Consider the following 13,371-nt stretch of genomic DNA (forward strand, 5'->3'; position numbering starts at 1 on the left):
CACCAAGCAGGGCGGCGGCCGCTTCGCCATCGGCATCATGCGCACCGACGGATCGGGCGAGCGCATTCTCACCGAAGGCTTTCACAACGAAGGCCCGACCTTCGCGCCCAACGGCCGCGTGATCATGTTCTTCCGCGAAGGCGCGGGTTCCGCAGGGCCGGCGCTCTATTCGGTGGACATCACCGGCCGCAACGAACAGCGCATTCCGACGCCGAGCTTTGCGTCCGACCCGGCTTGGTCGCCGCTCTTGTCATAGGCGCTGTCTCGCGCGGGCTGCGCGGCGCCTGGCGGGCCGCCGGCGTCGAAGCGCGCCGCCGCTTTCGGCTTTTCCCGTGTGTTATGCGCAACACCGCGGCAGCGACCGCAAATTGGGCGCGACTCGCCGCATTTTCGGCGTTAAGGCGTGAGTAACCATTAACAAGGGTTTGCGGCGTAGCGTCGCATTTCGGGGCGCTTTGTAAGGCGCAGTCAAGGTTGACGGAAGGTTCGCTTAACGATCGCGGCTTAAACCTTTCCTCTGAGACGTGAATGGAGTCACCGGGATGATTGCTGTGAGACAATCCCTGCGCCGTTTCGATTTGCGCGGATTGATGCGCGCGGTCGGGCTGATCGGCGTACTGGCCGCCGCGCTCGCGGTGTCGGCCTGCGCCAACAAGCCGGGCGATCAGGCCGGCGCGGGCGGCGTTGCGACGCCGGGCAGCCAGCAGGATTTCGTGGTCAATGTCGGCGACCGCGTGTTCTTCGAATCCGATCAATCGACGCTGACCCCGCAGGCGCGCGCCACGCTCGACAACCAGGCGCAGTGGCTGAACCGCTATTCGCAATACACCTTCACCATCGAAGGCCATGCCGACGAGCGCGGCACCCGTGAATACAATATCGCCCTCGGTGCGCGCCGGGCCCAGGCCGTGCGCGAATATCTCGCTTCGCGCGGCGTCAACCCGCAGCGCATGCGCACCATCTCCTACGGCAAGGAGCGGCCGGTCGCGGTGTGTAACGACATCTCCTGCTGGTCGCAGAACCGCCGCGCGGTCACGGTGCTGAACGCCAGCTCTTAAATCTCCGGCATGACGTTTCGTTGAACCGGCGCCCTCGCGGCGCCGGTTTTTCGTTACGCATCTGAAAATTCTTGCTCCCGCAACGGGTGCATGATCGAGACCACGACGATTTCGTCGTTTGTCTCATCCACAATGTAATAAATGAGATACGGATAGCGGCGCACCACGTGCTTCCGGAGCCCTTCGATCGTCTGCCTTCGGCCGGCACGCGGAAACAGAAGCAGATACTGGAGCGACTCGAGAATGGCCGCCCGGACCCGGAGGGCGGCTTGCGGGCTTTTGGCGTGAAGATAGAGGGCGATTTCGGAAAGATCGTTCGTGGCGCGCGGCGCGAAGCGGAGCTTTATTGCTCGAAGCGGCGGAAGGCGGCGTCGATCTCCGCGTCGCTTGCAAATTCCCGGCGCTTTGCCTGCGCGAGTCCTTCGAGCACGGCCGACAAGTGTCCCGGGTGGACCTGCTCGACAGTCTGGTCAGTTGCAAGATTCAGCATGGCGTGCGCGATTTCGTCCTGTGCATCGGGAGGCAAGGCGCGCACGACTTCCAGAGCCTTTTCGAGCAATTTCGTCATAAAAATATCTTAGCCTCTGCGGCTCCTTGCGCAAAGACGAAACAGCCGCCCGGTTGCCGCTTTGCCCTTGCCAAAGCTCCATGAGCGCGGGATCGTATGTGCCGCCATGATTTCCCGAATCTCCGCCGCTTTCGCCATCGCCGCGCCGCTCCTCGTCGCCGGATGCGACGAGCCCAACCGCTATGTTCCGCCGCCCCCGCCGCAGGTCGCGGTCGCCAATCCGCTGAGCATCAAGGTCATTGGCTATCTCGAGGAGACCGGCACGCTGGCGGCGGTGAACTCCGTCGATCTGGTCGCCCGCATCCCGGGCTTCGTCACCGCGATTCATTACAAGGACGGTTCGCTGGTGAAGAAGGGCACGTTGCTGTTCGAGATCGAACCCGAGCCCTATAAGGTGAAATGGGAGCAGGCCAAGGCAGCAGAGGACGGCGCAAGGGCCGTGCTGGCGCAGGCCGAGGCCGAATTCCTGCGGCGTGACGATCTGCTCAAACGGCAGGTCGGCACCCAGGCCGATTACGACAAGGCGCTGGCGCAGCGCGACAGTGACAAGGCCAATCTGGAACAGGCCCAGGCCAATACCGAATTGGCCAAGATCAATTACGACTATACGCAGGTCAAAGCGCCATTCGATGGCGTGGTGACGGCACGCCTGGTTTCGGTCGGCGAATATGTCGGCGCCAACAACACCCCGACCAAGCTCGCGACCATCGTCCAGGTCGATCCGATCTGGGTGAATTTCAATGTCAGCGAGCAGGAGGTGCAGCGCATCCGCGCCGAACGCGCCAAGATGGGCGACACCTCGAACGATGTCAGCAATATCCCGGTCGAGATCGGCACCCAAACCGACAGCGGCTTTCCGCACAAGGGCCATCTCGACTATGCAGCGCCTGAGGTGGCGGCCGGCACCGGCACGCTCGCCGTGCGCGGCATTCTCAACAATCCCACGGCCGCCCTGTTGCCCGGCTATTTCGTGCGGGTGCGCGTGCCCGGTCCCGGTCAGGAGCGGCTGCTGGTGCCCGATGTTGCGATCGGCGCCGACCAGGGCGGACGCTATGTGCTGGTGCTCAATGCCGACAATGTGGTCGAGCAGCGGCCGATCACGGCCGGCCAGCATGTCGGGCCGTTGCGCGTGATCCTCGAGGGGCTCAAGCCGGACGACCGCGTGGTGGTCGACGGGCTGTTGCGGGCGATCCCCGGCCAGAAGGTCGAGCCCAAGCCGCAGACGCTGACCGCGCCGAAGCAATCCTGACCGGGGGCGCACGAACGGTGATTTCCAAATTCTTCATCGAGCGGCCGGTCCTCGCCAATGTCATCGCGATCCTGATGGTGGTGGTCGGCCTCGTCGCGCTCATCAACCTGCCGGTTTCGCAATATCCGAATGTCACGCCCCCCACGGTGCAGGTGCAGACCCGCTATCCGGGCGCCAGCGCGCGCGTCGTCATCGACACCGTCGCGCTGCCGATCGAGCAGCAGGTCAACGGCGTCGAGGGCATGATCTATATGCAGTCCACCAGTGCGGCGGACGGCACCTATACGCTGACGGTCACCTTCAAGATCGGCACCGATCTCGATTTCGCGCAGGTGCTGGTGCAGAACCGCGTCTCCAGCGCGCTCTCGCAATTGCCGCAGGCGGTGCAGGCGCAGGGCGTCACGGTGCAGAAGAAATCCACCGCGATCCTGATGTTCGTGACGCTGACGTCGCCGGACAAGAGCCGCGACAGTCTGTTCCTGGCCAATTACGGCACCATCAGCCTGCGCGACGAGCTTTCGCGCGTTCCCGGCGTCGGCAATGTCAATGTGTTCGGCGCGGGACAATATTCGATGCGGGTCTGGATGGACCCGAACAAGCTCTATGGCTTCGGGCTGACGCCGCAGGACGTCATCCAGGCGCTGCAATCGCAAAGCCAGCAGGTGACGGCCGGACAGATCGGTATTCCGCCGGTCCCGGCGGGTCAGAATTTCCAGTACACCATCGATATTGCCGGCCGGCTCAGCGAGGTCGAGCAATACGAGAATGTGGTGGTGAAGACCGGCGATGGCGCCGGCGGTCAACTGGTGCGCATCAAGGATATCGGGCGGGTCGAGCTCGGCGCGCAGACCTACAGCCAGATCTTTACCCAGGACGGACAGCCGGCCGCGGCGCTCGGCATTTTCCAGACCCCGGGTGCGAATGCGCTGCAGGTGCGCCAGCTCGTTGCCGAGAAGATGGCGGACCTCGCCAGGGCGTTTCCGCCCGGCGTGCAATACCAGATCCCGTTCGACACCACGAAATTCGTCAATGCCTCGATCAACGAGGTCTATCGGACGCTCATCGAAGCGGCGGTGCTGGTGCTGATCGTGATCCTGGTCTTCCTGCAGGACTCGCGCGCCATGCTGGTGCCGGCCACCACCGTGCCGGTCACCATTATCGGCGCGTTTGCGGCGATGTGGGCGCTTGGCTTTACGGTGAACCTTTCGACTCTGTTCGCGATCGTGCTGGCGATCGGCATCGTGGTCGATGACGCCATCGTGGTGGTGGAGGGCGCCGCCCACAATATCGATCGCGGCATGAACGGCCATGACGCCGCGATCAGCGCCATGGATCAGCTGTTCGGGCCGATCATCGGCATCACGCTGGTCCTGATGTCGGTGTTCATTCCCGCGGCCTTCCTGCCCGGACTCACCGGGCAGATGTATGCGCAATTTGCGCTGGTGATCGCCGCGACCGCGCTCCTGAGCGCGATCAACGCCGCAACGCTCAAGCCGACCCAATGCGCGCTGTGGCTGCGGCCGACGGTGCCGCAGGAACAGCGCAACGTGCTCTACCGCGCCTTCAACCGCGTCTATGCGGCGGGCGAGCGCGGCTATCTGAGACTGATCGGCGTTCTGGTGCGCCATGCCGGTGTCGCGACCGCCGTTGCGCTTCTGGTCATCGGCGCGGCGGGATACGGCCTGTCGCGGATCCCGACCGGCTTCCTGCCGATCGAGGACCAGGGCTATCTGCTCGCCACCGTGCAATTGCCGGACGGCGCATCGCTCGAGCGCACCAACGATGTACTGCAGCGCGTCGGCGAAATCGCCGGCAAGACGCCCGGCGTGGAATCGACACTGGCGATCGCGGGCGTTTCGGCGCTCGACAACAACGCGACGCTGGCCAATGCCGGCGTGGTCTATATCGTGCTGAAGGACTGGGACCAGCGCGGCAAGGACGAGCAATTGCTGCCGCTGTTCACCAAGCTCTCGGCCGCATTCGACCAGATCATGGAGGCCAAGGTCGCGGTGCTGCCGCCGCCGCCGATTCAGGGCATCGGCAATGCCGGCGGCTTCACCATGATGGTGCAGCTGCGTGACGGCTCGTTCGATTTCACCAAGCTGCAGGCGATCACCAACCAGATCGTCAGCAATGCGCAGTCGCAAAGCGGATTGCAGCGGGTGCAGACTTCGTTCCGTGCCGACGTGCCGCAACTTGTTGTGGAGGTCGACCGGGTGAAGGCGCAGACCCTGTTCGTGCCGGTCGACCAGGTGTTTCAGACCATCGCCAGCTATCTCGGCTCGAGCTATGTCGCGCAGTTCAACAAATTCGGCCGCACCTTCCAGGTTTATGTGCAGGCGGATTCGCAGTTCCGGGTGCAGCCCGACGACATCAACCATCTCTCGGTGCGCAACACCAAGGGCGACATGGTTCCGATCGGCACGCTGGTGAAGATCAGGCCGTCGGTCGGCCCGTCGCTGATCACGCTATACAATCTTTATCCGGCTTCGACCGTCATCGGGCTGCCGGCGCAGGGCTTTTCGTCGGGCGAGGCGATCTCGCTGATGGAGCAGATTGCGGAACGCACGCTGCCGCGCGGCGCCGCGTTCGAATGGACCGCGATGTCGTATCAGGAAAAAGCGGTCGGCAACCAGATGTATATCGTGTTCGCGCTCGCAATGCTGCTGGTCTATCTGGTGCTCGCGGGCCAGTACGAGAGCTGGTATGCGCCGGTCTCCATCATTCTGTCGGTGCCGCTCGCTCTGGTCGGACCGGTGCTGGCGCTGAAAGGGCTCGGCGTCGACAACAATCTCTACACCCAGATCGGCCTCGTGCTCCTGATCGCGCTCGCCGCCAAGAATGCGATCCTGATCGTCGAGGTGGCGCGCGAATGGCGGGTGCGCGATGGCAAGCCGATCCTCGACTCGGCGATCGGAGCCGCCCAGGCGCGCTTCCGGGCGATCCTGATGACCTCGTTCGCCTTCATCATCGCCATGGTGCCGCTGGTGCTGGCGACCGGCGCCGGCGCCAGCGCGCGCAAGTCGATCGGCCTCACCGTATTCAGCGGCATGATCGCCTCGACCTGTTTTGCGGTGCTGTTCGTGCCGTCGCTGTTCGTCATGGTCCAGCGCTTCGAGGAATGGCTGGCTTCGCGCAAGAAGGCCAAGGCGTCCGCAGCGACGCCCGCCGGTTAACGGCGGGTTAAAGCGGTCAGTCATAATTTCGACGTCGCAGCGCCTATGCTATGACAGTGACATCCTCCCCGCGTTTGCAGAGCTGCCGCATGCGTCCGAAGCCGCATATTCTCGTTGTCGCCGTCGCGTTGCTGACCGGCGGGCTTGCCGCCGGCCCGGCGCCCGCTGCGGCGCAGGTCTCGGCATCCGATATCGTGATGCGGCTGGAGGCGCTGGAAAACCAGGTCCGGCAGCTGACCGGGGAGGTCGAGCAGCTGCAGTTCCGCAACCAGCGGCTCGAGCAGCAATTGCGCGGCGCCGGTATGGCCCCGGCTGCGGCGGCGCAGCCGCAGCGCCCGCAGCAGCAGCCGTTGCCCCAGGCCCAGCCGCCGGTGCAGCAGCCAATGCCGGCGCCGGGCCGCCGCTCCGACGGCGATATGCCGATGGATCAGGGTGCCGATCCGCGTTTTGCCGATCCGCGTTATGGCGCCGATCCGCGCTTTGCCCATCGCGACGACCGGGCCATCGTTGCGCCGCAGAGCCCGGCCGGACGGCGCGGCGATGCCTTCGATCCGAATGCCAATCCTGCCGCGCCGGGTGCGCCGCGCCCGCTCGGCGCGCTGCCCCCCGGCCAGCCCTCCGCACCGCCGGCCGATTTCGACGGCGCCGGCGGCGGGCCCGGCGTGCCGATGGACCTTTCCGCCAACGATCCATCCCGCCGCGGCATTGCGCTGCCGCCGCCGGAGCGCCAGATGAGCGGCACAGGCGTTGCAGCCGTGCAGCCCCCCGGCAATTCCCCGAAGGATTATCTCGATCTCGGTGTCGGCTTCATGCGGCAGAAGGACTTCGCCTCGGCCGAGCAGACCTTCCGCGATTTTCTCGAACGCTTCCCGACCGACCGGATGGCGGCCGACGCGCATTACTGGCTCGGCGAAAGCTATTTCAATCGCAGGCAATTTCAGGAGGCGGCTGAGTCCTACCTGGTCGTCACCACAAAATTCGAGACCGCGTCGCGCGCGCCCGATGCTCTCTTGCGGCTTGGCCAGTCGCTTGCGGCGATCCGGCAGAAGGAAATGGCCTGCGCATCCTTCGCCGAGGTCGGCCGCAAATATCCGCGCGCATCGGCCAATGTGAAGCAGGCGGTCGAGCGGGAACAGAAGCGTGTCGGCTGCTGATCCGCAGCCGGTTTCGGACGCGGAGGCGTGCAGCCTGTTCGCGCCGTTTGCGGATCAGCACACGATTGCGATCGCTGTCTCCGGCGGGCCGGATTCGACAGCCCTGCTCTGGCTGGCGTCGCGCTGGCGCGACAGTCTCAGCGAGCCGCCAAAGCTGATTGCGGTAACCGTCGATCACGGATTGCGCGAGGAATCGGCGCGCGAGGCGGCGGCGGCGAAGACCCTTTCGCGAAAGCTCGGGGTTGCGCATCGCACGCTGCGCTGGACCGGTCCCAAGCCGAAATCCGGCATCCAGGCTGCGGCGCGCGAGGCCCGCTACGCTCTGATCGCAGCGGCGGCGAGACAGGCCGGCGCATGCTTCGTGCTGACCGCGCATACGCTCGACGACCAGGCCGAGACTGTTCTGCTGCGGCTCTTGCGCGGCAGCGGCCCGACAGGATTGCAAGCAATGACCGGACGGGCGTCCTATCCGGGCGCGCCCGGACTCTCACTGGCGCGGCCGCTGCTGGCGCTTCCAAAGGCCCGGCTGGTCGCGACCTTGGATAAGGCCGGCATTGCTTTCGCGGACGATCCGAGCAATCGCGATCCGCGCTTCACCCGCCCGAGATTGCGCCATCTGATGCCCGCGTTGGCCCGTGAGGGGCTGACTGCCGAACGCCTCGCGACACTGGCGCGGCGCCTCCAACGCGCAGAGAATGCGCTTCAGGCGGCTGTCACGGCCGCGCGGGACCGGATCTCGCTGACACCGTGGGGCGAGGGCGCCAGGCTGGAATTCGACCGCATGCGGTTTGTGGCGCTGCCGGACGAGATCGGTTTGCGGCTGCTCGCCCAGGGGATCGGGCACGCCGGAGACGAGGGGACGGTCGAACTTGGGAAACTGGAAAGTCTGTTCGAAGCGCTGAAAGCCGCGCCGGCGGGCTCCGCCTTTCGTCGCACGCTGGCGGGCGCGATGGTGACCGCCAAGGCGCGGACGCTCGTCATCGAGCGTGCGCCGCGCAGGCGGACCGCCCCGGTAAGGCACCACGGACGCCGTATTCCGGCCTTAACCACAGCGGAAACTGACCGATCGGGCAGGTCCGGGACGCGCTAGAATGCTGTTTTTGGGGTTATCGGTTCGCGCCGTTCGGACGCGATCGGCGCGGCCGGTTCCTGTGACGGGTTCCCTTGGCAGGCGGGGACGGCAGACATACATTGCCCGAGGCGGGGGATGTATTCGAACAGCATGACCCGCCTCGATTGCATGCAAGCCGCGCCGATGCCGGCGCGCTTCGACAAGGACACGTGATGAACGCAAATCTCCGGAATTTCGCCCTCTGGGTGATCATTGTCCTGCTCGTGCTTGCGCTCTTCACGCTGTTCCAGTCGCCCAACCAGCGCCAGCAGGCGCAGGACATTTCCTTCTCGCAGCTTCTCACCGAAGTCGATGCCGGCCGGGTCCGCGATGTGGTGATCCAGGGCCAGGAGATTCACGGCACCTTCACCGACCTGAAGCCGTTCACGACTTACGCCCCGAACGACCCGACGCTGGTCCAGCGTCTCTATGGCAAGGGCGTCACCATCACCGCGCGCTCGCCGCAGGAGCAGGTGCCGTGGTTCGTCCAGCTGCTTGTCTCGTGGCTGCCGTTCATCGCGCTGTTCGGCGTTTGGATTTTCCTCTCGCGCCAGATGCAGGGCGGCGCCGGCAAGGCCATGGGCTTCGGCAAATCGCGGGCGAAGCTGCTCACCGAGGCGCATGGCCGCGTGACCTTTGAAGATGTTGCCGGCGTCGACGAAGCCAAGATGGATCTGCAGGAGATCGTCGAATTCCTGCGCGACCCCTCGAAATTCCAGCGCCTCGGCGGGCGCATTCCGCGCGGCGTGCTGCTGGTCGGTCCTCCCGGTACCGGCAAGACGCTGATTGCGCGCGCCGTGGCCGGTGAAGCCAACGTGCCGTTCTTCACCATTTCCGGTTCGGACTTCGTCGAAATGTTCGTGGGCGTCGGCGCCAGCCGCGTGCGCGACATGTTCGAACAGGCCAAGAAGAACGCACCATGCATCATCTTCATCGACGAAATCGACGCGGTCGGCCGCCATCGCGGCGCCGGTCTCGGCGGCGGCAATGACGAGCGCGAGCAGACGCTGAACCAGCTCCTGGTCGAGATGGACGGCTTCGAAGCCAACGAAGGCATTATTCTGATCGCCGCCACCAACCGGCCCGACGTGCTCGATCCCGCGCTTTTGCGTCCCGGCCGTTTCGACCGCCAGGTGATCGTGCCGAATCCCGACGTTGTCGGCCGCGAGCAAATCCTGAAAGTACATGTGCGCAAAGTGCCGCTGGCGCCCGACGTGAACCTGAAGACCATTGCCCGCGGTACGCCCGGTTTCTCCGGCGCCGACCTGATGAACCTTGTCAACGAGGCTGCGCTGATGGCCGCGCGCCGCAACAAGCGCATGGTCACGCAGCACGAATTCGAGGATGCCAAGGACAAGGTGATGATGGGCGCCGAGCGAAAGTCGCTCGTCATGACCGAAGAGGAGAAGCTCCTCACCGCCTATCACGAAGGCGGCCACGCCATTGTTGCGCTGAACGTCAAGGCGACCGATCCGGTGCACAAGGCGACCATCATCCCGCGCGGCCGCGCGCTCGGCATGGTCATGCAGTTGCCCGAGCGTGACAAGCTGTCGATGAGCTACGAGCAGATGACCTCGCGGCTCGCGATCATGATGGGCGGCCGCGTCGCCGAGGAGATGATTTTCGGCCACGATAAGGTGACGTCCGGCGCGCAGTCCGACATCGAGCAGGCGACGCGCCTTGCCCGCATGATGGTGACGCGCTGGGGCTTTTCGCCCGAACTCGGCACCGTCGCCTATGGCGAGAACCAGGAAGAGGTGTTTCTCGGCCATTCGGTGTCGCGCACGCAGAATATCTCGGAAGAGACTGCCAAGAAGATCGACGTCGAGGTTCGGCGCCTGGTCGAGGAAGGCTTGGCCGAGGCCCGCAAGATCCTTTCCGAGAAGCGCGCCGATCTCGAGACTCTGGCCAAGGGTCTGCTCGAATACGAGACGCTGTCGGGCGAGGAGATCAAGGATCTGCTTGCCGGCAAACCGCCGGTGCGCGAAGGCCTCACCGAGCCGTCGCAGCCGCGGGCTTCGGCGGTTCCGCCCGCGGGCAAGGTGCGCCCGCGGCCCGAGCCAGAACCGCCGGCCGGCGATATCGCGCCGCAGCCGCAGGCCTGACGCTGATTCAAACAATGCAAAACGCCCGCCTCCGGCGGGCGTTTTCGTAAGCGCCTGATGTAGATCAACGCGGAACTTTTCAGTCTCCTGCATCTGGCTGCTATGAGCATCCCGGCCGCACTTGAGCGCCGGCGCAACTACGCCGGTCCCGCATTTTTCTCCTATGGATTTCGTCCGTTTTTTTTAGGCGGCGGCCTATGGGCGGCGCTGAGCATCCTCATATGGGTGCCGATATATGCGGGCGTATGGCAATGGCCGTCCGCTATCGCGCCGCTGGACTGGCACATCCACGAGATGCTGTACGGCTATGTCCCCGCCATCGTCGCCGGCTTCCTGTTGACTGCGATACCGAACTGGACCGGACGCCTGCCGGTGTGTGGACCGTCGCTTGCCGCGCTATTTGCGCTGTGGATCGGCGGGCGTGTCGCGATGCTGACGACGGCTGCGATCGGTCTTCCGGTAGCGGCAATGATCGACACCGCCTTTCTGCTGGTCTTGCTGGGTGTCGCGGCGCGTGAGGTGATTGCCGGTCGGAACTGGCGAAACCTGCGTGTGCTGGTGATCGTCGGGGTGCTGGCGCTCGGCAATATTGCGTTTCACGTCGAGACCATCCGTACGGGCGCCGGCGATTACGGCACCCGTGTGGGCATCGCCGCAGTGATCCTGCTCATCAGTCTGGTTGGCGGGCGCATCATTCCAAGCTTCACCCACAACTGGCTGGTCCGCGAGAATCCCGGCCGCCTGCCGGTTCCGTTCGGCCGCTATGACATGATGACTCTTGCGGCGTCGGCGCTTGCCTTGCTGTCGTGGATTGTTGCGCCGTCCGCGATAGGGAGCGGCGCCTTGCTGATTGCCGCAGCTTTCATGCATATCGTACGGCTTGCGCGCTGGGCTGGAGACCGGACCTTGCGTGACCGTCTCGTGCTGGTGCTGCATGTCGCGTATGCCTTCGTGCCTGCAGGCTTCCTGCTGACCGGCGCCGCCATTGTGTGGCCGCTGGCAGCTCCCGCGACCGCCGGCATCCATGCCTGGACCGCCGGCGCCATCGGTCTGATGACGATGGCGGTGATGACGCGCGCGAGTCTCGGCCATACCGGGCAGCCGCTCATGGCTACGGCGCGGACTCAGGCGATCTATCTGTGCCTGTTCGCCGCGGCCTTGCTGCGCATCGCGGCGGCGATGACCGGCAGCATCGGCCTGCTGCACGGCTCGGCGAGCCTGTGGGTGCTTGCCTTCGGCGCCTTTGCTGCAAGCTATGGCCCGCTTCTGATCCGCAAGCCTCCGGTCTGGCAGCGAGGCGCCGTCTGAGCGTTTCCTCGTCTCCAGGCCCGATCTGCCAAAAGCGGTATAAGCCTGCATGCCGCTACAGAATCGATGCGATCCCTTTGGCGATTTGTTCACGAGCAAGGCCCGCGGCCTGTTCATGGGCAATCGCGGCGGCCGCATTCACGATGACGCGCGCAGGCTGACGGCGCGGTGCTGGGCCTCGATGCAGTGGATCTGCTGCCGGCTCGTATTCAACGGGCGGCGACGCGGCGTCTGGGGCGACGGTTACACCGAGCTGTTTTTTCTCGACGAGGTGACCGCGCTCGCGGCCGGTCACCGTCCCTGCTTCGAATGCCGGCGCGCCGATGCGAACGACTTTGCGGATGCGTGGGGCCGGGCGTGCGGTCACCGTCCGCGAGCGGCTGAGATGGATGCGGTGTTGCATGGCGAGCGGTTGGCCGGGGGCAAGAAGCGGAGGCATCGCCGCGAAGTCGCTGATCTCCCGGACGGATCGACGATCGCAATCGGCGATGACGCCTACGCCGTGCGTGGCGACATGCTGCTGCGCTGGTCACCTGCGGGCTACGGGGAGCGGCTCCTGCGGCCGGCACGGGCCGACGCGGACCTGCTGACGCCGCCGTCCATCGTCGCGGTCCTCGCTGCGGGCTATCGCCCGCACTGGCATCCGAGCGCAGATCGGGCGGCGAACTGATCTGCGAAGGTCCGGCAGTCGTCCCGTTCAGGTCTCGCGCCATGCAAAGCGGACGAACGCCGCCATGATCAGCAGCATCGCGACGATCACCGTGACCACGCCGGACCAGCCGGTGGCGCTCCAGATGAGGCCGGGGATCAGCCCGCCGAAACTGCCGCCGCCATAAAAGGCGGTGACGTAAAGCCCGACCGCCGACGAATTGCCTTCGCGCGCGTGGGTCGCGACGAAGCTCTGGCAGCAGACCTGCACATAGAACCCCGCGCCGGTAATCAGCAGAAGTCCTGCGACGATCACGGGCAGCGACGGCGCGAGCGTCAAAAGAATGCCGGCCATCCAGAAGCCGAGCGCGATCAGGCCGAAATTGCGTCGCCCGAACCGAGACACCAGTCCTCCGGTAAAGGGCGCGGTGACGATGCTGACGAGATACGTGGCGAAGATCGCGCCGACGGTCGCGGTTGAAAGGTTGAAGGGCGGCGCCACCAGCCGGAAGCCGAGATAGGTGAAGGCCGACAGGAAATTGAACATGATGCCGAAGCCGACACCGAAGGTGGCGAGCAGCCGCGGATTGCGCAGATGCATCACCATTTGCCGCAGCGATGCGGTCAGTGTGGTGCCGCGGGTGAAGTTCTTTTCGCGCGGCAATAGCGCGATCACAAGAAGCGCGCCGAGCGCAGTGATTGCGGCATCGGCGAGCATTGCCGTCCGCCAGCCGGCGGTCTCGGCGAGCGCCGCGGTCATCATGCGGCCGGAAAATCCGCCGACCGCGGTCGCGGCGATGAAGGTTCCTGTCACTGCCGTCGCTTCGCGCGCCTTCCATTCGGCCCCGATATAGGCAACCGAGACCGCAAAGATCGGCGGCAGGAACAGGCCCTGCACGAAACGCCAGAACAGCAGCATTTCCAGGCTGTGCGCAAACGCCATCATCACGCCGGGCAGGATCAGAAGCGCGATCGCGGTGGCGATCACGGTGCG

General features: G+C 65.2%; 11 protein-coding genes and 1 pseudogene. 9 read left to right on the forward strand and 3 right to left on the reverse strand.

The genetic code is table 11. From position 1 onward, the window contains the following. Positions 1-256 (forward strand): annotated as a pseudogene (gene tolB, locus ACK41X_RS19255) (Tol-Pal system protein TolB); the annotation flags it as partial. 334 nt (positions 257-590) lie between these two features. Then, the gene (gene pal, locus ACK41X_RS19260; RefSeq protein ID WP_409726626.1) at positions 591-1,058 is read left to right on the forward strand and encodes a peptidoglycan-associated lipoprotein Pal; all 468 of its coding nucleotides are present in this window, start codon (positions 591-593) and stop codon (positions 1,056-1,058) included. 53 nt (positions 1,059-1,111) lie between these two features. On the opposite strand, the gene ACK41X_RS19265 is transcribed toward pal, so the two are convergent. Together ACK41X_RS19265 and ACK41X_RS19270 are read right to left on the reverse strand one after the other, a co-directional pair. After that, on the reverse strand, positions 1,112-1,453 hold the full coding sequence (locus ACK41X_RS19265; RefSeq protein WP_409726628.1) for a type II toxin-antitoxin system RelE/ParE family toxin: 342 nt from the start codon (positions 1,451-1,453) through the stop codon (positions 1,112-1,114). Further along, a complete protein-coding gene (locus tag ACK41X_RS19270) occupies positions 1,402-1,626 on the reverse strand; it encodes a hypothetical protein (protein WP_409726608.1) in 225 nt (74 codons plus the stop codon). The genes ACK41X_RS19265 and ACK41X_RS19270 overlap by 52 nt, the downstream gene beginning before the upstream one ends. 106 nt (positions 1,627-1,732) lie before the next feature. Between ACK41X_RS19270 and ACK41X_RS19275 the strand changes: the two genes are divergently transcribed. The 7 genes from ACK41X_RS19275 (at position 1,733) to ACK41X_RS19305 (ending at position 12,399) form a co-directional block, all read left to right on the forward strand. After that, complete coding sequence (locus tag ACK41X_RS19275; protein ID WP_409726610.1) at positions 1,733-2,875, forward strand: efflux RND transporter periplasmic adaptor subunit; 1,143 nt, start codon at positions 1,733-1,735, stop codon at positions 2,873-2,875. 17 nt (positions 2,876-2,892) lie between these two features. After that, positions 2,893-6,051: an efflux RND transporter permease subunit gene (locus tag ACK41X_RS19280; protein WP_409726612.1), complete on the forward strand. Its 3,159-nt coding sequence runs from the start codon at positions 2,893-2,895 to the stop codon at positions 6,049-6,051. A gap of 89 nt (positions 6,052-6,140) precedes the next feature. Further along, positions 6,141-7,205, forward strand: a complete 1,065-nt coding sequence (gene ybgF, locus ACK41X_RS19285) for a tol-pal system protein YbgF (protein ID WP_409726614.1) — start codon at positions 6,141-6,143, stop codon at positions 7,203-7,205. Then, complete coding sequence (gene tilS, locus ACK41X_RS19290; RefSeq protein WP_409726616.1) at positions 7,192-8,295, forward strand: tRNA lysidine(34) synthetase TilS; 1,104 nt, start codon at positions 7,192-7,194, stop codon at positions 8,293-8,295. The genes ybgF and tilS overlap by 14 nt, the downstream gene beginning before the upstream one ends. A 194-nt stretch (positions 8,296-8,489) precedes the next feature. Continuing rightward, positions 8,490-10,421 carry an ATP-dependent zinc metalloprotease FtsH gene (gene ftsH, locus ACK41X_RS19295; protein ID WP_409726618.1) on the forward strand — a complete coding sequence of 644 codons (1,932 nt, stop codon included), beginning with the start codon at positions 8,490-8,492 and terminating at the stop codon, positions 10,419-10,421. Positions 10,422-10,523: 102 nt separating this feature from the next. Beyond that, positions 10,524-11,729: an NnrS family protein gene (locus tag ACK41X_RS19300; protein ID WP_409726620.1), complete on the forward strand. Its 1,206-nt coding sequence runs from the start codon at positions 10,524-10,526 to the stop codon at positions 11,727-11,729. Between the two features lie 49 nt (positions 11,730-11,778). Continuing rightward, on the forward strand, positions 11,779-12,399 hold the full coding sequence (locus ACK41X_RS19305; RefSeq protein ID WP_409726622.1) for a hypothetical protein: 621 nt from the start codon (positions 11,779-11,781) through the stop codon (positions 12,397-12,399). A gap of 27 nt (positions 12,400-12,426) precedes the next feature. Here the strand turns inward: ACK41X_RS19305 and ACK41X_RS19310 are convergent. Further along, on the reverse strand, positions 12,427-13,371 hold a 945-nt coding region (locus tag ACK41X_RS19310), incomplete at its 5' end, for an MFS transporter (protein WP_409726624.1).

This window comes from Pseudorhodoplanes sp. (assembly GCF_046289595.1).
Classification (GTDB): Bacteria; Pseudomonadota; Alphaproteobacteria; order Rhizobiales; family Xanthobacteraceae; genus Pseudorhodoplanes.

Excerpts from the sequence above, each read along its gene's own strand:
- ACK41X_RS19270 (WP_409726608.1), bottom strand. The coding sequence starts at position 1,626 with ATGACGAAATTGCTCGAAAAGGCTCTGGAAGTCGTGCGCGCCTTGCCT.
- ftsH (WP_409726618.1), top strand. The coding sequence starts at position 8,490 with ATGAACGCAAATCTCCGGAATTTCGCCCTCTGGGTGATCATTGTCCTG.
- pal (WP_409726626.1), top strand. The coding sequence starts at position 591 with ATGCGCGCGGTCGGGCTGATCGGCGTACTGGCCGCCGCGCTCGCGGTG.
- ACK41X_RS19300 (WP_409726620.1), top strand. The coding sequence starts at position 10,524 with ATGAGCATCCCGGCCGCACTTGAGCGCCGGCGCAACTACGCCGGTCCC.
- ybgF (WP_409726614.1), top strand. The coding sequence starts at position 6,141 with ATGCGTCCGAAGCCGCATATTCTCGTTGTCGCCGTCGCGTTGCTGACC.
- ACK41X_RS19305 (WP_409726622.1), top strand. The coding sequence starts at position 11,779 with ATGCCGCTACAGAATCGATGCGATCCCTTTGGCGATTTGTTCACGAGC.
- ACK41X_RS19275 (WP_409726610.1), top strand. The coding sequence starts at position 1,733 with ATGATTTCCCGAATCTCCGCCGCTTTCGCCATCGCCGCGCCGCTCCTC.